At 65.2% G+C, this 21,994-nt stretch carries 19 protein-coding genes; 9 read left to right on the top strand and 10 right to left on the bottom strand.

Going from position 1 to position 21,994, the window contains the following annotated elements; genetic code table 11:
• The first annotated feature begins 71 nt into the window (after nucleotides 1-71).
• A complete protein-coding gene (locus G4L39_RS02760; RefSeq protein WP_205880734.1) occupies nucleotides 72-731 on the top strand; it encodes an SAM-dependent methyltransferase in 660 nt (219 codons plus the stop codon).
• Between the two features lie 175 nt (nucleotides 732-906).
• Nucleotides 907-3,615 (top strand): DNA mismatch repair protein MutS, encoded by a 2,709-nt coding sequence (gene mutS, locus G4L39_RS02765; protein WP_205880735.1) that lies wholly within the window; start codon nucleotides 907-909, stop codon nucleotides 3,613-3,615.
• Here mutS and G4L39_RS02770 read toward each other — a convergent pair.
• Complete coding sequence (locus tag G4L39_RS02770; protein ID WP_165105727.1) at nucleotides 3,583-4,617, bottom strand: FkbM family methyltransferase; 1,035 nt, start codon at nucleotides 4,615-4,617, stop codon at nucleotides 3,583-3,585. The genes mutS and G4L39_RS02770 overlap by 33 nt on opposite strands.
• Nucleotides 4,618-4,719: 102 nt before the next feature.
• Here G4L39_RS02770 and G4L39_RS02775 point away from each other — a divergent pair, with 102 nt between their 5' ends.
• Together G4L39_RS02775 and G4L39_RS02780 are read left to right on the top strand one after the other, a co-directional pair.
• Nucleotides 4,720-5,922, top strand: a complete 1,203-nt coding sequence (locus G4L39_RS02775) for a glycosyltransferase family 4 protein (protein WP_165105729.1) — start codon at nucleotides 4,720-4,722, stop codon at nucleotides 5,920-5,922.
• A 60-nt stretch (nucleotides 5,923-5,982) separates the two neighbouring features.
• Nucleotides 5,983-6,417, top strand: a complete 435-nt coding sequence (locus G4L39_RS02780; protein WP_165105730.1) for a secondary thiamine-phosphate synthase enzyme YjbQ — start codon at nucleotides 5,983-5,985, stop codon at nucleotides 6,415-6,417.
• A 93-nt stretch (nucleotides 6,418-6,510) separates the two neighbouring features.
• Here G4L39_RS02780 and G4L39_RS02785 read toward each other — a convergent pair whose 3' ends face one another.
• The 6 genes from G4L39_RS02785 to G4L39_RS02810 all read right to left on the bottom strand — a co-directional run bounded on the left by G4L39_RS02785 (nucleotide 6,511) and on the right by G4L39_RS02810 (nucleotide 13,364).
• Nucleotides 6,511-7,335, bottom strand: a complete 825-nt coding sequence (locus G4L39_RS02785) for a class I SAM-dependent methyltransferase (RefSeq protein WP_165105732.1) — start codon at nucleotides 7,333-7,335, stop codon at nucleotides 6,511-6,513.
• A gap of 124 nt (nucleotides 7,336-7,459) precedes the next feature.
• A complete protein-coding gene (locus tag G4L39_RS02790) occupies nucleotides 7,460-8,473 on the bottom strand; it encodes a UDP-glucuronic acid decarboxylase family protein (protein WP_165105733.1) in 1,014 nt (337 codons plus the stop codon).
• Nucleotides 8,474-8,542: 69 nt separating this feature from the next.
• Nucleotides 8,543-9,937, bottom strand: coding sequence for a sugar transferase (locus tag G4L39_RS02795; protein WP_165105735.1), 1,395 nt, complete (start codon nucleotides 9,935-9,937; stop codon nucleotides 8,543-8,545).
• Between the two features lie 66 nt (nucleotides 9,938-10,003).
• The gene (locus G4L39_RS02800; RefSeq protein ID WP_165105736.1) at nucleotides 10,004-10,759 is read right to left on the bottom strand and encodes an exosortase-associated EpsI family protein; all 756 of its coding nucleotides are present in this window, start codon (nucleotides 10,757-10,759) and stop codon (nucleotides 10,004-10,006) included.
• The gene (locus G4L39_RS02805; protein WP_165105737.1) at nucleotides 10,756-11,718 is read right to left on the bottom strand and encodes an exosortase/archaeosortase family protein; all 963 of its coding nucleotides are present in this window, start codon (nucleotides 11,716-11,718) and stop codon (nucleotides 10,756-10,758) included. Before G4L39_RS02805 ends, G4L39_RS02800 begins: the two co-directional genes overlap by 4 nt.
• Nucleotides 11,719-11,951: 233 nt before the next feature.
• Nucleotides 11,952-13,364: a glycosyl hydrolase family 28 protein gene (locus G4L39_RS02810; RefSeq protein ID WP_205880736.1), complete on the bottom strand. Its 1,413-nt coding sequence runs from the start codon at nucleotides 13,362-13,364 to the stop codon at nucleotides 11,952-11,954.
• 320 nt (nucleotides 13,365-13,684) lie between these two features.
• On the opposite strand from G4L39_RS02810, the gene G4L39_RS02815 reads away from it, so the two are divergent.
• The 4 genes from G4L39_RS02815 to G4L39_RS02830 all read left to right on the top strand — a co-directional run bounded on the left by G4L39_RS02815 (nucleotide 13,685) and on the right by G4L39_RS02830 (nucleotide 18,840).
• Nucleotides 13,685-14,956, top strand: coding sequence for a tagaturonate epimerase family protein (locus G4L39_RS02815; protein ID WP_165105738.1), 1,272 nt, complete (start codon nucleotides 13,685-13,687; stop codon nucleotides 14,954-14,956).
• 9 nt (nucleotides 14,957-14,965) lie between these two features.
• Nucleotides 14,966-16,051: a sugar kinase gene (locus G4L39_RS02820; RefSeq protein ID WP_165105739.1), complete on the top strand. Its 1,086-nt coding sequence runs from the start codon at nucleotides 14,966-14,968 to the stop codon at nucleotides 16,049-16,051.
• Nucleotides 16,052-16,095: 44 nt separating this feature from the next.
• A complete protein-coding gene (gnd, locus tag G4L39_RS02825) occupies nucleotides 16,096-17,565 on the top strand; it encodes a decarboxylating NADP(+)-dependent phosphogluconate dehydrogenase (RefSeq protein ID WP_165105740.1) in 1,470 nt (489 codons plus the stop codon).
• Nucleotides 17,566-18,168: 603 nt separating this feature from the next.
• Nucleotides 18,169-18,840 carry a response regulator gene (locus G4L39_RS02830; protein WP_165105741.1) on the top strand — a complete coding sequence of 224 codons (672 nt, stop codon included), beginning with the start codon at nucleotides 18,169-18,171 and terminating at the stop codon, nucleotides 18,838-18,840.
• Nucleotides 18,841-18,878: 38 nt separating this feature from the next.
• Here the strand turns inward: G4L39_RS02830 and G4L39_RS02835 are convergent, their stop codons facing one another.
• From G4L39_RS02835 to G4L39_RS02845, 3 genes are all read right to left on the bottom strand, one after another.
• Complete coding sequence (locus tag G4L39_RS02835) at nucleotides 18,879-19,817, bottom strand: sugar phosphate isomerase/epimerase family protein (protein WP_165105742.1); 939 nt, start codon at nucleotides 19,815-19,817, stop codon at nucleotides 18,879-18,881.
• A 130-nt stretch (nucleotides 19,818-19,947) separates the two neighbouring features.
• Nucleotides 19,948-20,349: a response regulator gene (locus tag G4L39_RS02840; protein ID WP_165105743.1), complete on the bottom strand. Its 402-nt coding sequence runs from the start codon at nucleotides 20,347-20,349 to the stop codon at nucleotides 19,948-19,950.
• Nucleotides 20,350-20,657: 308 nt separating this feature from the next.
• The gene (locus G4L39_RS02845; protein WP_165105744.1) at nucleotides 20,658-21,137 is read right to left on the bottom strand and encodes a redoxin domain-containing protein; all 480 of its coding nucleotides are present in this window, start codon (nucleotides 21,135-21,137) and stop codon (nucleotides 20,658-20,660) included.
• Between the two features lie 407 nt (nucleotides 21,138-21,544).
• On the opposite strand from G4L39_RS02845, the gene G4L39_RS02850 reads away from it, so the two are divergent.
• On the top strand, nucleotides 21,545-21,973 hold the full coding sequence (locus G4L39_RS02850; RefSeq protein ID WP_165105745.1) for a DUF5666 domain-containing protein: 429 nt from the start codon (nucleotides 21,545-21,547) through the stop codon (nucleotides 21,971-21,973).
• The last annotated feature ends 21 nt before the right edge of the window (nucleotides 21,974-21,994 follow it).

Genomic DNA, 21,994 nt, shown 5'->3' on the forward strand with positions numbered 1-21,994 from the left:
GCCCGCCCCCATCCGCTATCACCGGCTTCAGAGTTGCCATCGGCTCCAATTGGGGGTAGGACATGCCCCGTATGAAAACGCGTTGGACCGTGTGGACCCGGCTCTGGCTCTGCCTGCTTCTCACCCTGGCGGTCGTTCTCCCACTCCCCGCGCAGACCAATGACCTCACCGAACCGCCCCGCGAACCCGACGTCATCTACGTGCCCACACCCATGCCGGTCGTGGAAAAAATGCTCGAACTGGCGGAGATCAAACCGGGCGACGTGGTGTACGACCTCGGCTGCGGCGATGGACGCATCGTGGTCACCGCCGCCAAAAAATACGGGGTCAGGGCCGTCGGGTTCGACATCGATCCCCAGCGCGTCCGGGAAGCCCGCGAAAACGTCCGCTCCAACAAGGTTGAACACCTCGTTACCATCAAACAGGCCGACATCTTCACGCTGGACCTGAGCGAAGCCACGGTCGTGACCCTTTACCTGCTGCCCGAACTCAACGTGCGACTCATGCCCCAGCTGGCCAAAATGAAACCCGGATCCCGCATCGTCTCCCACGACTTCGACATGCGCGGCGCCAAGCCGGTCCTCGTTTACCGCATGAACATCGACCCGCCCACCGGACGGGAGGTCAACGACCGCGAAAGCCGCTTCGTCTACGGCTCCCACACCATCTACAAATGGGTCGTGCCGTGGGAACCCGAGACCCCCAACGCACCACGCACCGAAAACCGCTGAATCCCTTCCGCAGCACTGTTACCACCGCCCCGGCTCGCGCCAGCCGGCGGCCGTTAGCCCACCGGCTATCCGGTGATCCCACCGCCCCACCGGTAGTCCCACTGACCCTTTCATCGGCAGACCCACCCGGTCCGGGGCTTGCCCGAAAACCTTCCCCCCTCGACAATCGCCCGGGATGTCGGACACCAAAACACTCACGCCCATGATGGCGCAGTATCGCCGGATCAAAGGCGAACTGCCCCGGGACGCACTGCTCCTGTTCCGGTTGGGCGATTTCTACGAGATGTTCTTCGAAGACGCCCAGGTCGGGGCCCGCATCCTCGGCCTGGCCCTGACCCGCCGCAACGGCGTCCCCATGTGCGGCCTCCCTTACCACGCCGCCTCCGCCTACGTCGGCCGCCTGTTGCGTGCCGGCTACAAGGTCGCTCTCTGCGACCAACTCGAGGAAGCCAGACCCGGTAAACTCGTCAAACGCGAAGTCACCGCCATTCTCACCCCGGGGACCCATTGGGACGAACGACTGTTGCCCCAGGAGCAGAACAACTTCCTGGCCGCGGTCAACCCGGGCAGCAGCGGTTACGGCCTGGCCGTGGTGGATCTGAGCACCGGCGAATTCCGTGCCACCGAGCTCGAGGATGATCAGGCCCTGCAGACCGAGCTCGAGCGACTCCGACCCGCGGAGATCATTCACCCGGCCGGGGCCACCACCCTTCACTCCCTGCTCCTCGAAGGGCGTGTCGCCGGGAATCACCCGCCGGCCGACCCGTCCGGATCCGCCGAACCCCAGCACCGCCGTTCCCCACGGTTCGGCTGGGTGGTCAACCCCTACGAGGACTGGGCCTTCAGCCCGGACACGGCCCAATACACCCTCCGCGAGCATTTCCGCGTTGCCACGCTGGACGGATTCGGACTGAAGGGCCGGCCCCGAGCCATCGGTGCCGCCGGCGCCGTGGTGCACTACCTCACCCAACACCTCCGCCGCGACCTCCGAAACCTCACCCACCTCTCCTTCTACCACCGCGGTGACCACCTGGTCCTCGACGCCGCCACGTTGCGTCACCTCGAAGTCCTCGAACCGCTGCACCGCGATGCCCCCCGCAACGCCTCCCTCTACGGCGCCCTCAACCGCACCGTCACCCCCATGGGCGCGCGCCGTCTTCGCGACTGGCTCTCCCAACCGCTGGCCACCCTCGAACCCATCCACCAGCGCCAGGACGCCATCCAGACATTCCTCGACAATCCGGAACTGCTGGAACGGTTCCGACAACAGCTGGCCGAAGTCCGCGACCTCGAACGCATCCTGGGCCGGCTCAGCACCGGAAACGCCAATGCCCGCGACCTGGTGGCGTTGCGGTTTGCCCTGGAACAAATGCCCGGCCTCAAACAGCTCCTCCAATCCCTGGCCGAGGCACCCCCTCCCCATGCCCCCCTGCCCGCCCTTTCCGAGCCTTCCAGCCCGCGGTCCGTCCTCCTCCAGCAACTGGCCGATCAGATTCACACCTTCCCCGACCTGGCCGACCTCATCAGGCGTGCCATCGTGGACGACCCGCCCCTGTCGGTCAAAGAGGGCGGCCTGATCCGCGACGGGTTCGACCCCGCCCTCGATGAACTCCGGCGCGCCATGCGCGAAGGCAAGGACTGGATCGCACGCTACCAGGCCGAGGAAATCCAGCGCACCGGTATCGCGTCGCTGAAAGTGCGCTACAACTCCGTGTTCGGCTACTATATCGAGGTTACCCGCGCCAACCTCGACCGCGTGCCCCCCCACTACCAGCGCAAACAAACCATCGCCAACGGCGAACGTTTCATCACCCCGGAACTCAAGGAAATCGAAACCAAAATCCTCGGCGCCGAAGAGGGCAGCACCAAACTCGAATACGAACTATTCCAACAAATCCGGGAACGGGTCCTGGCCCGGCTGGCCCCGCTCCAGGAGGCCGCCGCCGCCCTGGCCCGGGCAGACGCCCTGGCCGGCCTGGCCGAAACCGCACGGCTCCACCAATACTGCCGACCCGTCGTCCGGGACGAGGGTCTCCTCGAGATCCGCGACGGCCGACATCCCGTCCTGGAACAAACCCTCCTGGACGAGCGATTTGTGCCCAACGACACCTGGTTGGCCAGTGGGCCGGCCGTATCCGGCTCCGTCGCAGAGACGGAACCCCACGCCAGCACCGCCCCCGCCGAGCCACGCCCCCCGCAAATCGCCCTCATCACCGGGCCCAACATGGCCGGCAAAAGCACCTACATCCGGCAGGTCGCTCTCCTCGTCCTGATGGCCCACGTGGGCTCGTTCGTCCCCGCCCGAAGCGCCCGCATCGACCTCGTGGACCGGATCTTCACCCGGATCGGTGCAGCCGACGACCTCGCCCGCGGCCAGAGCACCTTCATGGTCGAGATGACCGAAACCGCCCACATCCTCCATCACGCCACCGCCCGCAGCCTGATCGTGCTCGACGAAGTCGGTCGCGGCACCAGCACCTTCGACGGCCTCAGTCTCGCCTGGAGCATCGTTGAGTTCATCCACAACCAGATCGGCGCCAAGACCCTCTTCGCCACCCATTACCACGAACTGACCGAGCTGGCCGCACGCCTGCCCCGGCTCAAAAACTACAACGTGGCCGTCCGCGAATGGCGCGATCAAATCATCTTCCTCCACAAAATCGTCGAGGGCGCCACCGACAAAAGCTACGGCATCCACGTCGCCCGGCTCGCCGGAGTGCCCCAGCCCGTGCTGGATCGTGCCCGGGTCATCCTGGCAAATCTCGAGGAAGCCGAGCTCAATCCGGACGGCACCCCCAAAACCCGCACCCCCGCGCGCCGGGACCGCGAAAAACTCCGGCAGATGCCCCCTTCAACCCAACTGGACCTGTTCGGCAACCCCTGAACCGCACGGCGCGTGCCCCGACCCGGCCCCTGAACCGGCCCCATCCCGCGGCGGGCGCCGTTCCACCGGTACCGCCGCCTGCAACAACACCGGTCGCAACCGTGCCCCACCCCAGAACCGCACAGGGCCGAACAGCCACAGGCCCTTGATCCGAAACCGATACGCCGGCTGCACACGCCGCAAATACTCCCAAATCTCCCGGGCATGCGACTCCACATGATACGTGGTCACCGCAACCTGCGGCGCACCCTCCCGTAACAAACGTTCCGCCCCGCGCAACACATCCAGGTCCGCCCCCTCCGCATCGATCTTGATCAGGTCCCACGGCCCCAGCCGCAGCCCCCGCGCCCGACAATAATCATCCAGACTCACCGCCTCCACCTCGGTTGCGTTTGCCCCGTCCGCATCCGCGCCAATCCGATTCGCCTCCGGCGCGTCTCCCTCCACCCAGGGGACGCGCCCCGAGCGGGCCGTAACAGCCCTGACCTCCACCACCAGGCGATCGGCCACTCCGTTTTCCTCCGCCGCACGCCGCAGGTACCCCGCCGTGCGCGCCGAGGGTTCAAACGCAATCACCCGCGCCGCCAGACCCTGCCGCAACACCCGGCACGCAAACAAACCCTCGCACGCCCCCACGTCCACCACCACGCCCTGCCCGTCCAATTCAATGGGCGGCGTTGTGTAGCAGTGCGGATGCCCCGGATCGCACTCCTGCGCAATGGCATGGTACACGTTCGCGTTCCATTGCCCGGCCCAGTACACCCTCACCCCCAAAGGGTCGACCGTCACGCGGTACACCCCCGGCTCCGCCAGCTCGGCCCGAGCCAGCTGCGGCAGACGCGCAGCCGCCCGGCGCATCATCCATCGGCCCGGCCACAACCACTGACGCCAGTTCATCCACGCATCCCCCCAGGTAAAGGCCCCCGTGTCCCGCAACCGCCACCAGCATCGCAACGCTTGACCCAGCAGCCGCACCGGGTTTTTCTTGCCGGCCAATGTCATGCGCACCTTCTATCCCACAGACCTGACCCCGGCAAGGACAACAGCCCCGGCCGAACCGTCGCACCCTGTTCAGGGAGCATCGTCGGAAACTCCCCATCGCCCATGCCCGGTCGCCCGTTGAAAGTCGCCTGGATCTCCTACTTTCCCGTGGAATGGCTGCCCGAAGCGCCGCCGGACTTTCGGGCCATGCCACGACATCACCCCGCCTCCTGGCAACGGGTCCTCTTCCGCGCCTGGCAGGACCAGAATCCGGGCGTGGAACTCCACATCCTTGCGCTCCGCAAACAATTCCCCCGTTCCTGCACCTTCCAGATCGCCCCGGCCACGTTCCATTGCATTCGAACCATCGGGGGACTGCGCGCCCCCACACTCTTCTGGTACGACACCTGGCTCGTGCGCCGATGCCTCCGCAGGTTGCAACCGGACCTTGTCCACGCCTGGGGAACTGAAAACGGAGCCGCGTTGATTGCAGCCCGACTGCCGTATGCCTACCTGGTAACCGTCCAGGGACTTATGACCTGGTACTGCCAGGTGGTACCCAACGCACCCGTTTACAATCGCATGGCCGCCTGGCTGGAACGGCGCAGTTTGTCCCGTGCCCCACTCGTCACCACGGAGTCCCGTTTCGCCGTCGCGTTCGTCAGGGACCACTTCGCCCCGCGCCGGATCCTGCAAATCGAACATGCACCGGACCCCGTGTTCCACCAGGTCGTTCGACGCCCACCGGCCGATCGGATCCGGATCGTGGTCAACGGCCGATTTCACTTCGCCAAAGGGACGGACCTCCTGCTGGACGCGTTAAGCCGCCTGCCCGGGGAACAGCCCTGGGAACTGGTCCACATCGGCGCTGCCACCGGCTCCTGGGCCCAAGCCCTGAAAACCCGGTTCCCCGAAACCTTCTGGGAACGAATCCGTTTCCGCTCCGGTCTCACCCTGGATGAAGTGGCAGAAGAGCTGAGCCGGGCCACGCTCCTGATCAGTCCCACCCGCGTGGACGTCAGCCCCAATTCCGTGAAGGAAGCCGTCGTGGCCGGTGTCCCCGTCGTCGGCGCCCGCGTGGGCGGGATTCCCGACTATGTCCTGCCCGAAAAAAACGGTGTGTTGTTCGAGCCCGGCAACGTGGATTCACTCCTCCACGCCCTCCGGCACGCACTCCAACATCCCCAATTCCGCCGGGGTGAAGTGGACCCCGACACCCTCCGCCGCATGCGCGACTATCTCTCCCCTGCCACCATGGCGCGTCGGTTCTTCGAGGCATACACGCAGCTGGCACCTGCCGCAGCAGCGCAGTCCCAAAATCAATAGCCATTCACCCCCGCGCCCGACTCTCGTCCCGAAACAGACCCCGCGCTACAATTCACGCCCATGGTCCACCAAGAGGAAATCCAACTGCACACCACACGAGCCGGGCAAATGCACGACCTGACCGCGCAGGTCAGCGATATCGTGGCCCGTTCCGGCATTCAGACCGGGGTGGTCCACATCTTCAACATCGGAAGCACCGCCGCGGTAGGGAGCATCGAGTTTGAACCCGGGTTACAGGCCGACCTGCCCCGCGAACTCAACCGTCTCCTGCCGCCCGGACGACATTACGGCCACGAACAAACCTGGCACGACGGCAACGCACATTCGCACCTGCAGGCCACTTTGCTCGGACCATCCTTAACCGTACCCGTCCGCGGCGGACGCCCGGTCCTGGGAACCTGGCAGCAGATCTTCCACCTCGAATGCGACATCAAACCGCGTCATCGCCGGATCGTGGTTACCGTGCTCGGCGAACCGGGGCCCTCACCAGCCTGAACCCAACCCCGACCCGAAGTCCTCAACGCATCAGCCAGGCCCGCGGGAAGCACCACAGGAAGCACACCATCCCGGTGCGGTTGGCGGCAACGCTCAACCCGGACCCGCCCGAAGGACCCTCGTGCGGCGAGGCCTCACACCGGGGGCCGAGCGCACCGGCGAACGCTCCGCCACAAACAGGTAAGCGCCCCGCGTCACACCCTCCCATACACCGTTGACGTATCCACGCAAACCGCCGTCGGGCCACAGCCGGTTCTCCAACAGCCGAAGCCCCGCCGCAGCAAAAAAGGCCTCGTACTCGGCACGGCTGTAGGGTCGCACCCGGGGTTCCGCCCCACCGGCTTCCGCCCGGGCAACCACGCCGCGTCCCCACCAGCCGGGCCGCGGTTCCCGAACCGCCACCAGCCGACCCCCGGGCTTCAGCACTCGACGCACCTCACGCAGCACACCCACCACATCCACAGCCTCATGGAGCGTCGCCGAACAAACCACAAAATCGAAGGCCTCATCCGGAAAGCCAAGCCGATGGTAATCGGCCGGAACCCGTACAATCTTGTCCGTTCGCGCGCCCAGGTGCGCAAACACCCGGGGCGCCAGTTCCTCCAACAGCCGCCGCGAAACGTCCGTGGCCACCACCTCCACCACCTGCGGCAGCTTGGAAAGCTCCGCGCTGAACCCGCATGCGCCCGCGCCGATCTCCAAAATCCGACCCCGAAACTCCAAACCCCTGTACCGCCTCAAATAGACCACCACCCGGTGAAACTCATCCCGCAACCGATCCAGCCAGGCCCGTTCGTCCCGGGCCGCCTCCGCCAACGTCCGGGCCGCACGGGCTTCCGCCAGCTGACGCCGCAGCCGGTCGGTGGGCGACTCACCCGCCCCATGCACCTCGATCCACCTGGAAGTCCCTCGCTCCATGCGACCGCCGGCACCTTAAACCACCCCGCCGCGCCGCGCAACGGGCCGCCCGCACAATGTTGCGCCACCGTCAGGCGGACGTCACCAAAGTGTCATCCAGCCCCGGACCGCGCCCTGCACTCCCTCACAATCGGCGCCGAAAATCTTCAATGGTCCGAACCAGCCCCTCCTCCAAAGGCACCCGCGGCTCCCAACCCAGCAGTTTTCGGGCCCGCGTGATGTCGGGACGCCGCTGGCGAGGGTCATCCTGCGGCAGCGGTTTGAACACGATGCGACTCCTCGACCCGGTCAGCCGCAGGATTTCCCGGGCAAACTGCAAGACCGTCAGTTCCGTGGGATTGCCCAGGTTCACCGGCAGGCCGTAATCGCTCATCATCAGCCGGTACACCCCTTCGATGAGATCGGACACATAACAAAAACTCCGCGTCTGCGAACCATCGCCGTACACGGTCAGCGGCCGCCCCTTCAGCGCCTGAACGATGAAATTCGGCACCACCCGCCCGTCATTCAGGCGCATCCGGGGCCCGTACGTGTTGAAGATCCGCACAATGCGGGTCTCCAGCCCGTGCTCGCGCTGGTACGCCATGGTCAGCGCCTCGGCGAACCGCTTCGATTCGTCATAACAGCCGCGGGGCCCGATCGGGTTGACGTGCCCCCAGTAGTCCTCCGACTGCGGATGCACCTCCGGATCCCCGTACACCTCGGACGTGGAGGCCAGAAGAAATCGCGCCCCCTTGTGTCGGGCCAGCCCCAACGCCTTGTGCGTGCCCAACGATCCCACCTTCAGCGTCTGGATCGGGAAGTTCAGGTAATCCGCCGGGCTGGCCGGCGACGCAAAGTGCCACACATAATCCACGGGCCCCGCCAGAAACAGATACTCCGTGACGTCCTGGCAGATGAACCGGAACCGTGGCTCGCCCGCCAGATGCTCGATGTTGGCGACGTTGCCCGTGATCAGATTGTCAATCCCAATCACCCGGTGCCCTTGCGCCAACAGATAGTCCGTCAGATGCGACCCCAGGAAACCCGCCGCGCCGGTGACCACCGACACCGGTTCCCGTCCCGACCGCCCGGCCCGCCGTTTCACCGATTCAGCCCGGCCGGTGCGCCGTTTTCGTTCTGCCTGCTTCGTGTTCATCGTCGTGCAACAGAAAAAGGCACCCTTCCCGACCCGACCCCACCTGCGGTCAAACCCCGCCCCGAGGCCCTATTTCGCCCCCTTGGCCGTCAGGACCACCGGAATCGTGCGCAATAGGATCTTGAAGTCCAGCCAGAGCGACCAGTGGTCAATGTACTCCAGATCCAGCCGCACCCATTCCTTGAAATCCCGCAGCTCGCTCCGGCCGCTGATCTGCCACAGACAGGTCAGCCCCGGCTTCACACTCAACCGCCGCCGATGCGAAACATCGTCAAACCGCGCCACTTCATCCACGGGCAACGGACGCGGCCCCACCAGGCTCATCTCCCCCCGCAGCACGTTGATCAGCTGCGGCAGCTCGTCAATGCTGTAGCGGCGCAGAAACCGTCCGATCGGCGTCACCCGGGGATCATTGGTGATCTTGAACACCGGCCCCGACATCTCGTTCAGCTGCTCCAGCTCGTGCTTCAGCTGCTCGGCATTCGTCACCATGGTGCGGAACTTGTACATGGTGAACGGGCGACCATTCAGACCGGCCCGCTGCTGGCGGAACAACACCGGCCCGGGTGAGGTCAGCCGGATCAACAGGGCCACCACCAACATCGGAATCGCCAGTACAACAAGCAACACCACCGACCCCACCACGTCCACCACCCGTTTCAGCATCAACTGCACCGGCTTGTCCGGCGTGGCCCGGAACACCAGCACCGGTCGCCCGTAAAAATCATCCAGCGTCGTCCGCGAAATCTCCGTCCGGAAAAACTCCGCCAGCAGCCAGGCCTCCACCCCCTCGGTCTCACAAGCCCGGATCACCCGCTGCACCTGCTCAAAATGGGTGTGCTCGGCACTGATCAGCACCCCGTTCACCGAATGCTCATGCAGCACGTCGGTGATCTTCCCGGGATCCTCCCGTGTCAGATCCAGCTCCGCCACCACGTCCATGCCCTCGTCCGGGTGGGACTCCACCTGCTGCCGCAAACGTTGCAACTCGGACGGCACCCCCACCAGGGCCACGCGGTGCCGAAACTGCGGTTGCGTCAACCGCCGCCGGTACAGCCACCGCAGCGTCTCCTGCCGCGCATACACCAGCCCGAAGGCAATCACCCCGAACCACACCACCATCCACCGGGGCGTCACCAGCTGCGTAAAGAACAACAGCAACGTCAGCCCCATGCACAACAGGGCAATCCCCCGCAACAAACACAGCGTACTCTGCCAGCGCGGCCCCAACACGGGACGCCGGTAAAACCCGCTCGCCTCCAACGTCAGCGGTCCCGCCGGAATCAACAACAAATAAACCCACAGGAACGCATCAAACGGCACGGGAAACGGAGGCAGATCCAGCCATTCACACACCGTGGGATGGGTCCGCAACGCGTACGCCAGCCAGAAACTCAGCCCGAACAGGCACGCGTCCACCCATTGGTTCAGCAGTAAACGGATCTGTCGTTCGCGCGTTGCCATAGGCCCGGTATCACCGCCGGCTGCGCCCGGAATCGTACCGGATCCGAAGCCCGTTGGCCCGCCGCTTCATGGCGCCCCGCCCGCCGTAGCGTGCTGACCCGGCACCTCCGGGCCGGCCACCGTTTGAAATTCGGGTACCGATGCCGCCAGAAAGGCTTTCATGCGCTCGTAGGTCCTCTCTTCCTGCCCCGGCGCACAAACCGCAAAACAGGTCACATACGCCCATCGCTGCAACACCCCGCCCGTCACCAGCCGGCGCGCCATCCAGCTCATCCGTTCCCAGCCGGTGGGTTCCCCGCTCAAACCATCCTCACACACAAACCAGTACACGTACAACCCGCGCACCGGCGTGGCCGAACCCCGCACCGTCACCTCCCGGCTCGTCAAAAGCTTCACCACCGGCAGGTCATACGGATGCGGCCGCGGAATTCGTACGCGATCCGTCTCCGTCCGGTCAATCCGCCACCCGGCACCCACCAGACAAAACTGCGGCTTGTGAATGCTCGTCCGGTCCGTGCCCATCAACACCACGTTCAACAACAGCTCAAAACCGTCGTCGCCCCGGTAAACCCGCTGCCCAAAACTCGTGTCCGGCGGCAATGCCTCCACCACCTCCTTTTGCACCTCCAGCGGCTCCGACCGATACCCCGGCACCGTCTCCGGCAAAACCACCTCCACCCGCAACGGTTCACCGGGAATCGGCCGCGTCCGTACACCGGGATTGCCCAGCCGCTGCCGCGCCTTCAACTCCCCCAACAGCAGCGCCGTGCCCGCCATCAACAACCCCGCCATCACCGTCCAGATCCAAACCCGCCGGTTCATGCGCCCGACTCCTTCCCCTCACCCGCCGGCCGCACCGGTTCCGGCTCCCGCAACCACTGCTCCAACAACAACAGGCAGCCAATCGCCACCGCAAAGGTCACAAACCCAAACCGTTGTTCCACACTCACCCCGTAGGACTGCCCGAACACCTCCGTCACCAGAATCGTAAAAGTGATCCGGGCCACGTTGCCCAACACGGCCAGCGGGATCGCCGCCAACACCATCACCCAGCGCCGCCAGGCCGTACGAAAGGCCGTCATCCCGAAAATCACCGTCAGCGCCAGCAAACTCATCAGGCTGCGAATCCCGCTGCAGGCCGGCGCCACGTCATACCGGTACGTCCGTTGCGCATCGTAGATCAGCGACCCCTCCCTGAGCACATCGAAGCCCAGCACCTGCGCCACCCCCACCGAAACGTAGGTTACCACCATCCGCAACGGGAACGTCACCACCTCCGCCAAAGACCCCAGCGGAATGCAAAACACAAGCAGCACATACGGAAACACACAAGCCCGCAGAAACCTCGGTCCCCAGGCCAGCCCCATCAGCCCGTACAACCCCAGAAAAAACGCCACGATCGAGATCCGCGGCTGCTGGATCAAATAGCCGAGCACGTGCAGTCCCAACGCCACCCCCACCACGGCAAGGGCCGGGGGCCACAATTCCAACGGTCCGCCCCACAGCTCCCGCCGCTTCCACCACATCAGCCCCAGCACAATCAACGGCACGATCAGCCCATGCCCTTCGTCCCAATCATTCGCCCTGTAGGCGTTTACCATCCACTCCAGCAACGAGGCCGTCTTGACATAGCCGAAGGTGGAATTCCCCAGAAAATGAAACAGCAACACCCACAGCGCGCCGAGCCCGAACAACATCCCCTTGTTCGGCACCCGCGGCCAGAGCGCCTGGAATTCGAGCCGGAACTCTTCCAGGATTCCCAGCTGTTTGGCGTCGTTCATCCGCTCCGCAGCAAAATCCACCCGTTACCCGATCCCGTCGCCCGGCTCAAACACATTCTCGCGGGCCCGGCGCCCGCCCCCCACAACCCCGGCACCCCCGAACGCCCTCGACACCCGCCCGACCGGCCCGCCACCGACCGGTCCGGGAGCCACCCGCCGCCGGCCGGCCCATCGCCGCGGCCGGACGGGCCCGGCAACCGTCCTCGCCACGTTTTCCGAACGGCCGATCCCACCTACCGCGCGCGCTCCACTTCGCAATCCACCAACTGCACGTCCCCGCCATCCACACGGTCCGGCCGTGTCACCCCGCGCACACGACAGCGCACCAGCCGCACGTCCCGGATCTCCGCCCCCTCAAAGGTCCGGATGTCCAAAACCCGCGCCGCCTGCTCCACCTCCACGTTCTCCATGCGTACGTGCCGCACCGCGGGTCGGTACGGTCCCTTTGCGCCTTCCTCGTACAGGAAATCAATCTGCAACACCGCATCCGCCACCCGACCCACGCGCACGTTGCGCATCCATACATTTTCAATCACCCCGCCGCGGACCGCGTTCGATTTAAACCGCAACACCCGGTCCAGCTTCGGGCTGTCCATGCGGCAATCCTCCACAAACACATTCCGGCAACCCCCGGAGATCTCGCTCCCCATCACCACGCCGCCATGACCGTCCCGCATCAGACAACGCCGCACCACAATATTGCCGGACGGAATGCCCAGCCGCCGGCCGTCCTCGTTCCGGCCCGACTTGATCGCAATGCAGTCGTCGCCCGTGTCGAACACGCAGTCCTCAATCACCACGTCCCAGCAACTCTCCGGATTGCAACCGTCGTTGTTCGGCCCGTGCGAAATCACCTCCACTCCGCGCACCAGCACGTTCGTGCACAACACCGGATGAATGTTCCACATGGGCGACCGCCGGATCCGCACCCCCTCAATCCACACGTTCCGACACCGGTAGAACTGAATGAAATTGGGCCGCAAATAACACCCCGGACCGTACCGACGCTGTTCCACCGGTACCCCGGCAGCCACCTGCGCCACCAACCGGTTCCGGGCCGCCACCTGATTGGGCCCCTGAGCCGGCCGATTCCGGCCCGGCCCCTTCCAGGCCCACCAATTGTCATCCCCGGCCTGACCATCCAAAACCCCGCGCCCCGTCACCGCCACGTTCACCTGGCCGTGGGCGTAAATCAGCGGCGAGTAATTGTAGCAGTCCATCCCCTCCCACCGCGTCAGCACCAACGGTAAATACGCATCCGGATCGGTCTTGAACCGCAATACCGCCCCCTCCGCCACATGCAGGTTCACCCCGCTGCGCAAGTGAATCGGGCCCGTCAAATACTCGCCCGGCGGCACCAACACCCGGCCGCCACCCGCCGCCGCACACGCCTCAATGGCCCGCCGGATGGCCTCCGTGGCGTCCGTCCGACCATCCGCCACCGCCCCGTAATCCGTGATCGAAAACGTGCGGTTTGGAAACCGCGGCGGCTGCACACGGCTCACAATGGCCGCCGCCTCCCGCCACGGCCGGGCCGATTCCGTCCCCGACGGCATCACCCCAGGCTGTTGACACCCCATCCATACCCCGGCCAGAACCAGCCCCATCCCGAGGCCCATCCCTCGAATGATCACTCGCGCTTGCACGTTCACTCCTCACAATCCGCGGGTTGATGTTCCACAGCCGGAGCCGCCCGACCCGCGGCCCCGAAGTCCGGCTCCGCCAGGGTCCACCCGACCCGGAGCACGGCACCTCCGGAATTTACCACCTCCGGCAGGGTCTCCCACCCCCCCGGCTTTGCATTTCAGTTTGAAATTTCGGCATCGGCCCCGGGCTGCCATGCTGAACCGTGCAATTTTCTCAGACCATCATGCAAAAATTCGCACCTCGCCGGCCGACCCCGATTGTATAGGCTTGAGATGGTGCCGCTCCGAATCCGGCACCGCGGGAGGTTGACCGACAAGCCATGGAAACCAGGACCGCTCTGGCCAAATACTCAATCGGCGTGGGTGACCGGTTCGCCCACGAGGCGCCGGCGCAATTGGCCGCCTGCCAAAAAACCTTGCAGGCCGGCGTCGAAGTCGTCCCCGTCTGGAACAAATCCCATCGGGAACACCAAATCATCGGTTCCCAACCCGACAGCGTCCGCGCCGCCGCCCAGGCCGCCGTCCGCGCCGCCGGTTGGGACCGACCCTGGCACGTGGACGCCGACCACGTCCGCCGCGAAATCCTGGACCCCTACCTCGGCTGTTGCGATTACTTCACCCTGGACGTCGCCGAGGTCATCGGCCAGCCCGCACCCCCCGCGCGCGTGGAAGCCTTCCTGCAACGCCATCCCGAACTGCTCGGCCGGCTGGACCTGCCCGAACTGGTTGAGCCCATCCAGACCGACGCCGCCACCCTCGGCCGCGCCGCCCAACACTACCTGAAAGCCGTGGACGAAGCCGCCGCGGCGTACCGGGCCATCGCCGCGGCAAAAGGCCCCGGCACCTTCATCACCGAGGTTTCCATGGACGAAACGGATCACCCACAATCTCCCCTGGAACTGTTGGTGATCCTCGCCGCCCTGGCCGACGCGGGTGTGCCCGTCCAAACCATCGCGCCCCGGTTCGTCGGCCGCTTCAACAAGGGCGTGGATTACGTCGGCGATCTCCGGGCGTTCGAGCAACAATTGCTGGATTTCCTGGCCGTCATCCGCTTCGCACGCCAACACTACAACCTGCCGCCCAGCCTCAAACTCAGTGTCCACTCCGGCAGCGACAAGTTCTCCCTCTACCCCATCCTGCACCGCACCCTCCGCCGCACCGGCGAGGGCCTTCACGTCAAAACCGCAGGCACCACATGGCTGGAAGAACTGCTCGGCCTCATCGAATCCGGCGGGGCCGGTCTCGACCTGGCCCGCGACCTCTACACCGAGGCTCTCGAGCACCTCGACGAACTCTGCGCACCCTACGCCACCGTCATCGACATCGACCGCCGCCGGTTGCCGCCGGCCGATGAGGTCCGCCGCTGGAGCCCCGAACGGTTCGCCGCCGCCCTCCGCCATGACCCCAACCACCCGCAGTTCAACCCCCACCTCCGCCAGTTGTTCCATGTCGGCTACAAACTGGCCGCCCGGCGCGGCCGGCAGTTCCTCCGGCTGCTCGAGCAGGCCCACGACCACATCGCAACCCTGGTCACACACAACCTTTACGAACGCCACCTCCGCCCGATATTTCTGGGCAACGGCAAATTCTGATCCGGCTTTATGAGCAACTACGGACTCAACATCCCATCCCAAGGTTCCCTGGACTTCCTGGCACTGGGCGCGCTGGTCCATCGGCTGGACCCCGGCGTGGTGCCATTCCGCAAAGCCACCGAATGCCGCATCCACGTCAGCGGCGGCGAATACAACGTCGCGGCCAACCTGGCCGACTGTTTCCGGCTCCAAACCGGCATCGCCACCGCCCTGGTGGAGTACCCCATCGGCGACCTCATCGCCGAACGCGTGCGGGCCATGGGCGTCAGGCCGTTCTACAAACGCTTCAAACACGACGGTGTCCGCGGCCCCAATCACGCCATCGTCTACAGCGACCGCGGCTTCGGCGTCCGTCCGCCCGTCGTATTCTACAACCGCAGCAACGAGGCGGGCGCCCTGCTCAAACCGGGTGATTTCGACTGGAAAGCCATCTTTGCCCAGGGCGTCCGGTGGTTCCACAGCGGCGGCATCTTCGCCGCACTCTCCGAAACCACCGGCCCGCTCATCATCGAAGCCATGCAGGCCGCCAAGGCCGCAGGCGCCGTCACCTCCTTCGACCTGAATTTCCGCCAGAAACTCTGGGACGTCTGGGGCGGCCAGGACCGCGCCGTGGCCGTCAACCGCGAAATCGTCAAATACGTGGACGTCCTCGTTGGCAATGAAGAGGACCTCCAAAAGGGCCTCGGCCTGAAAGGCCCCGACGTGCACGCCACCTCCCAGCTCGACCCGGCCGTGTTCGTCGGCATGATGGATGCCGTGGTCAAGGCCTACCCCCAAATCCGCGTGGTCGCCACCACCCTCCGCGAGGTCCTCTCCACCAACCGCCATCGGTGGAGCGCCGTGGCATGGATCAACGGCAAGGTCTACCAGGCGCCCACCTGCGAGTTGGATGTATACGACCGCGTCGGCGGTGGCGACGGTTTCGCCGCCGGCCTGTTCTACGGCATGCTCACCGGACGCGCGCCCGAGGAATGCGTGCGCCTGGGTTGGGCCCACGGCGCCCTCCTCACCACCACGCCCGGCGACACCACCATGGTCACCCTCGAACAGGTCGAGGCGTTCGCCCGCGGCGGCTCGGCTCGAATCCAACGTTGAACCGCGCCATCCAACCAAATCCCGAAATCCCCTGCAAAACCACCATGGAACCCAAAGCTGACATCGCAGTCATCGGCCTGGCCGTCATGGGCCAGAACCTCATCCTCAACATGAACGACCACGGCTTCACCGTCGTGGCCTACAACCGCACCACCTCCAAGGTGGACGAATTCCTCGCCAACGAAGCCAAAGGAACCCGCGTCCTGGGCGCCCATTCCCTCCAGGAAATGGCCGCCCTCCTCAAAAAACCCCGCCGGGTCATGCTCATGGTCAAAGCCGGACCGCCCGTGGACGAGTTCATCGAACAACTCCTCGGCGTGCTCGAACCCGGCGACATCATCATCGACGGCGGCAACTCCAATTTCGAAGACACCATCCGCCGTACCCGATACGTCGAAAGCAAGGGCCTCCTCTACATCGGCACCGGCGTCAGCGGCGGCGAGGAGGGTGCCCGCCACGGACCCTCCATCATGCCCGGCGGCAGCCCCGCCGCCTGGCCCCACGTCAAACCCATCTTCCAGGCCATCGCCGCCAAGGTCACCGACCCCACCACCGGCAAAACCGAACCCTGCTGCGATTGGGTCGGCGAAAACGGCGCCGGCCATTACGTCAAAATGGTCCACAACGGCATCGAATACGGCGACATGCAACTCATCGCCGAGGCCTACCACATGATGAAAGACGGCCTCGGCATGTCGCCCGACGAAATGAGCCGCGTCTTCGGCGAGTGGAACGAGGCCGAGCTCAAGTCCTACCTCATCGAAATCACCCGCGACATCCTCGCCTTCAAGGACGAGGACGGTCAGCCCCTGGTCGACAAAATCCTCGACACCGCCGGCCAGAAAGGCACCGGCAAGTGGACCGTGATGTCCTCGGCCGAACTCGGCATCCCGGTCACCCTCATCGCCGAAGCCGTCTACGCCCGCTGTGTGTCGGCCTTCAAAGACCAGCGACTGCAGGCCGCCAAGGTCTTCCCGCCACCCAACCCGCGTTTCGAAGGGGACCGGGCCCAGTGGCTGCAGGACCTCCGCCGGGCCCTCTACGCGTCCAAAATCGTCAGTTACGCCCAGGGCTTCATGCTGATGCGCGCCGCCGCCCAACAGTACGGCTGGCACCTCAACTACGGCAGCATCGCCCTGCTCTGGCGCGGCGGATGCATCATCCGGAGCGTCTTCCTCGGCGAAATCAAGAAGGCCTTCGACAACAACCCCAACCTCGAAAACCTGTTGCTCGACCCCTTCTTCGCCAACGCCGTCCGGGAGGCCGTGCCGTCATGGCGTCGCGTGGTGGCCACCGCAGCCCTCCACGGCATCCCCGTGCCGGCCTTCAGCACGGCCCTGGCGTTCTTCGACGGCATCCGCAGCGAACGACTGCCGGCCAACCTGATCCAGGCCCAACGCGATTACTTCGGTGCCCACACCTACGAACGCGTCGACCGTCCCCGGGGCCAGTTCTTCCACACCAACTGGACCGGCCACGGCGGCCGCGTCGCCAGCGGCTCCTACACGGTTTGATGCCTGCCTGATCCGCACACCACCCACACCAGGCGCCCACCCGGTTTCCCACCCAATGCATGGCCGGGTGGGCGCCTTCTTTTCTGCCGCCTTCCCCAACACCCACCACAGGCCACCCACAGGCCCTTCACCGCCGAGCCACCCCGTCCCCCGGCCGGACAAAAACCCGGCAACGCCCCGGGATCAGTTGTCGGGTGCAATACGGATGCACCACGGACTTTCTCCGGGAGCACAACAGGGCCCGCCCCTGATTGTTTGTTCCTCCAAATCCGGTAGTGTGGTTCGCAGCTTCCGGCGCAATCGGGCGGGACCCGGGAACCATGAACGACTGCATGATCAACCTCGGCTCGAGCAGGCTCCAGCAACCGGAGGCGGCTGGAAACCGTACTCGAACCGCGCACCGGCACAGCCGGCAACGGACCAGGCGTGGCCACCCAAAAGGCCATGACGGGATTCACCAACACCCTAACCCCAGGGAGAACCGATGATACCCCGGCAGGTTATCACGCCAGCCCAATCCCCCATCCGCACGACCCGGTCGCAGCCGACCGTGCTGGTTCAGGTCAACCGTCCACCACGGCCACCCTCACCACACACCCCGGCATGACGCCCAAACCCATCCGTGTTCTGGTCGTGGATGATCACCCCGTCGTCCGACGGGGCATCCGCGCATGGCTTCGCCGGAACCCACAGATTGAGGTGGTCGGCGAAGCCGCGGACGGTTTGGAAGCCCTCGACCTCTGTCGGTCCCTCCAACCGGACGTCGTGCTCACCGACCTGGACATGCCCCGCATGGACGGACTGGCCTTCACCGAGGCGGTCCGGCGTGAGCTCCCCAACATCAGGGTCCTCATCCTCTCCATGCACGCCAACACCGAATACATTCTCCGCATCCTCCAGGCCGGCGCTCATGGGTACGTATCCAAAGAAGCGGACCCCGGGATGATCATTCAGGCGGTGGAAGCCGTCGCCCGCGGCGAGTCCTTCTTCAGCGCGGACGTCGCACGGGCGGTGCTGAACCAGCTCGTCCTCAACGAGCAATCCCCCTCGCCACAAACCCCAGAATTGACCCCGCGCGAACGCCAGGTGCTCGTCGGCATCGCCGAGGGCCTCACCAACAAGGAAATCGCCGAACGCCTGGGCGTGAGCGTCCGTACCGTGGAAACCCATCGCGAGCACATCATGCAAAAGCTCGGCATTCACACCGTCGCCGGCCTGACACGCTACGCCATGGCCCGGGGACTCGTGCCGCCCGACCGCCCGGCTACCCCCTGAGCAGGGCCGTCCAATCCGCAGTCCGGAGCAGGGATGGATCATCCAACTGCGGCGGCCGCCCACCACCGGCGGAAATGACCCAGAGCATTCCGCACGGCCAACTCCAGCTCGGCCCGTCCCCGTCGCCCCTCCCGCCCCCAATCGTACTCGATGTGCAGGGATACCGGCCCCTCGTACCCCATGCGACGCAGCCGCTCGAAGAATCCCATCCTGCCCAACTCCCCCTCCCCAAACGGAACAAACCGCCGCCGCCGGTCCACGTCCTTCACGTAAACCGCACCCAGATGGCCTTTCAGCCGATCCAAATGCTCCGCCCATCCATCGCCATGCACCAACAGCGCATGCGCCGGATCGAATGCCACGGCCACCTCGTCCGGAGAAAACCCATCCACCAGGGCTGCCATCTCCGACAGGTCGCCCCCGAGATACCGGGTGTTGCCAGCGGGCGAATGGTTCTGGACCAGGGCACACAGCCCGAGCTGCCGGTTCCACTCGGCCAGCCGGGCCAGACCTTCCCTGGCCTGCCGGATTTGATCCGCCACAGGCGTCTCGGGTCGAAACCTTAAGAATCCCACCCGATACATCCTTACGCCCAGTTCCCTGGCCACTTCCAACACGGGGCGTGCATCGGGTGTGGAGGGATTCAGAATCGCCGTGGTTAACAGCCCCACACGCCGCCCCCGCGCCCGCAACATCCGGTCATACCGCGGCAGATCCTGCCGCACCTGTGCCGGCTCAATCCGGTCTTTGACCCGCACGGCACAATCCACACCTTCCAGTCCGACCGAATCCACCAATTCAACCGTCTCCTCCAGGCTGAGGCCTGCCTGGGCGCATACCTTGTCAAACAGGTACACCCCGGGTGACGCCCGGCCCGCGCCAAAGACCTGTTCGGCGCTCCGACAACACGCCCACAAGCCGAAGGCCGCAGTCCGCGCCAGAAACATCCGCCGTGTCAGACCGGTTCGATCGACCATGGAAGCCACGCTGGCCCATCCGGATCCGATTCTCAAGCTCGGAGCAGGTCGGACAATCCGTGGTCCTACAAGGGCTGCACAAAGCCTGCCGTCCCGCCGGACCAAGGGCGGCATGGAGCAGCGCCCGCACTCAGGCTTGCGAAGGCGAAGCCGGCATCGGACACACCTGTTCAATCGCCTGCCTCAGCGTGTCCAACATGAAAGGCTTGCTCAGTACCATGGACACGCCCGGCAACGGAACACGCTCGGCCGCCAGTACTTCGGCATGAGCCGTGACCATCAGGACCGGGAGATGGGGCCATCGGGCGGATATGTGCCGAACCAGCTCGTCCCCGCGCATCTCCGGCATCGCATAGTCCGTGATCACCAGATCAAACGTCTGCCGCTCCAGCAACGCCAGCGCCTCGGCCCCGGTCTGTGCGGTTTGGACCTGATGCCCATCAAAGGACAGCATCATGGCCATGGCTTCACACACCAGAGGCTCGTCGTCTACAACGAGAATCCGGCGCTTGACTGTGTTGGTCTTTTTCACGGACGAGCCATCCTGCAGGCCGACCAATCCTAGCACAACCGGTCCCCACCCAACAGCCCGGTGTTTCAAAACCGCGAGCCGACCAGCGCCCGGCGATCCGAACCACACCGGTCAATCCCACCGTGCACGCTGGCCCCGGCCACAACATCCGCCACCAACCCGCCACCCCTGAACGGCGTCAACAGACCGCCGGGCCCGGACCGGCCCGACGTTCCGCCGCCCCCCGACAAATCGGCCGTGGCAGTACGGGCTCGCCCTCGTTGAGTGCCCGCCGCTCCTTGAGCAGCCGGAAGCACCGGCACCCGGGATCAACCCAGGTCGGCCAACACCTTCTTGATTGCTTCGAAGTTCGGCAATTCCTTCGGCGACGGCGTCTGCTCGCTGTAGCGGATGATCCCCTGCTTATCAATCACGAACGCTGCCCGCGCACTCACCGATCCCAGCCCCAGCAAATCGTCCAGCAGCACCCCATAAGCCCTGGCCACGGTCTTGTTCAGGTCGCTGACCAGGGTGATGCCGATCTTTTCCTTCTGTGCCCACGCCTCTTGCGCGAAGGGACTGTCCACGCTGATCCCGATCACATCCGCGTTCAGGTCGCGGTATGCGTTCAGACCCGCCGTCACATCGCACATCTCCTTCGTGCAAACCCCGGTAAACGCCAGTGGGAAGAACAAAAGCACGGTGTTGCGCTTCCCGAAATTGTTGCTCAACGTCACATCCTGCAGGCCCGCCGGGGTCTTCGTCTTCAACGTAAAATCCGGTGCCTTGCTACCAACAGGCAATGCCATGGTTCGTTTCTCCCTTTCTGAAGTTCTGGTTTCTGCTCAAAAGCACGTTTAACGGCCCCAACATTTGTGCACCGTTCACGCCGTGTCAATCCCGGGGCCCTTCTCTTCCACCCCACAAACCGCACCACCTGACTGGCAACCTATATCTCATGCCAGCCATCCCGTGGCCGTTCTCCGCCGACCCAACCCCTCCGCACCGCCAACAGCGGCCGGGCGCCTGCAACCCCCCATGCGGCAGCTCCAACCCGGCCCCACCAGGGCAACGCCCCTTCCAGCACAACGCCCGGCAAAGGCTCCATTTCGCCCTTGACGCCCAACGCCGACATGCTAGGCAGTGCCCAAAGGGAACGGGCTGCAAAGCGCAACCCGCCCGGGCGCAAGTCAAACAGCAACATCCTACCCGTCCCATGAAACGCACGATCGCAACCGTGTTGGCAGCCGCCCTCGCCGGGCTCGTCCTCCACACCGGTACCGCGGCTGAACCGCAAAAACCGGCAGCGGATACGACGACAGAACATTCGGCAGTGCCCAAACCCAGGGCCAACGCGCGACCCCGGCCCTTGAGCGGCCGAATCGCCGAGGTCGATCAGGTCCACAAGACCCTCACGGTCGGGAAAACCATCGTCTACATCACTTCCGAAACCCGCATCACCAAGGACGGCAAACCGGCGGTGCTGGCCGATGCCAAACCCGGCGATGAAGTGGGCATCAGCTACGTCCCCGCCGAGGACGGCCGTTACATTGCCCGCTCCGTCCGTATCGGGCCCAAAGCCGACTCGACTCCCAAACCCGGGGGGCAAAAACCGGGTGCGCCCCGGTCGACAGGCCAACATTAACCGGGGCAGACAATTCCGAAC

It is taken from the genome of Limisphaera ngatamarikiensis, from assembly GCF_011044775.1.
Lineage (GTDB): Bacteria > Verrucomicrobiota > Verrucomicrobiia > Limisphaerales > Limisphaeraceae > Limisphaera > Limisphaera ngatamarikiensis.

Coding starts and splice junctions, on each gene's coding strand:
- G4L39_RS02760 (WP_205880734.1), top strand. CDS start 72: ATGAAAACGCGTTGGACCGTGTGGACCCGGCTCTGGCTCTGCCTGCTT.
- mutS (WP_205880735.1), top strand. CDS start 907: ATGTCGGACACCAAAACACTCACGCCCATGATGGCGCAGTATCGCCGG.
- G4L39_RS02770 (WP_165105727.1), bottom strand. CDS start 4,617: ATGACATTGGCCGGCAAGAAAAACCCGGTGCGGCTGCTGGGTCAAGCG.
- G4L39_RS02775 (WP_165105729.1), top strand. CDS start 4,720: ATGCCCGGTCGCCCGTTGAAAGTCGCCTGGATCTCCTACTTTCCCGTG.
- G4L39_RS02780 (WP_165105730.1), top strand. CDS start 5,983: ATGGTCCACCAAGAGGAAATCCAACTGCACACCACACGAGCCGGGCAA.
- G4L39_RS02785 (WP_165105732.1), bottom strand. CDS start 7,335: ATGGAGCGAGGGACTTCCAGGTGGATCGAGGTGCATGGGGCGGGTGAG.
- G4L39_RS02790 (WP_165105733.1), bottom strand. CDS start 8,473: ATGAACACGAAGCAGGCAGAACGAAAACGGCGCACCGGCCGGGCTGAA.
- G4L39_RS02795 (WP_165105735.1), bottom strand. CDS start 9,937: ATGGCAACGCGCGAACGACAGATCCGTTTACTGCTGAACCAATGGGTG.
- G4L39_RS02800 (WP_165105736.1), bottom strand. CDS start 10,759: ATGAACCGGCGGGTTTGGATCTGGACGGTGATGGCGGGGTTGTTGATG.
- G4L39_RS02805 (WP_165105737.1), bottom strand. CDS start 11,718: ATGAACGACGCCAAACAGCTGGGAATCCTGGAAGAGTTCCGGCTCGAA.
- G4L39_RS02815 (WP_165105738.1), top strand. CDS start 13,685: ATGGAAACCAGGACCGCTCTGGCCAAATACTCAATCGGCGTGGGTGAC.
- G4L39_RS02820 (WP_165105739.1), top strand. CDS start 14,966: ATGAGCAACTACGGACTCAACATCCCATCCCAAGGTTCCCTGGACTTC.
- gnd (WP_165105740.1), top strand. CDS start 16,096: ATGGAACCCAAAGCTGACATCGCAGTCATCGGCCTGGCCGTCATGGGC.
- G4L39_RS02830 (WP_165105741.1), top strand. CDS start 18,169: ATGACGCCCAAACCCATCCGTGTTCTGGTCGTGGATGATCACCCCGTC.
- G4L39_RS02835 (WP_165105742.1), bottom strand. CDS start 19,817: ATGGTCGATCGAACCGGTCTGACACGGCGGATGTTTCTGGCGCGGACT.
- G4L39_RS02845 (WP_165105744.1), bottom strand. CDS start 21,137: ATGGCATTGCCTGTTGGTAGCAAGGCACCGGATTTTACGTTGAAGACG.
- G4L39_RS02850 (WP_165105745.1), top strand. CDS start 21,545: ATGAAACGCACGATCGCAACCGTGTTGGCAGCCGCCCTCGCCGGGCTC.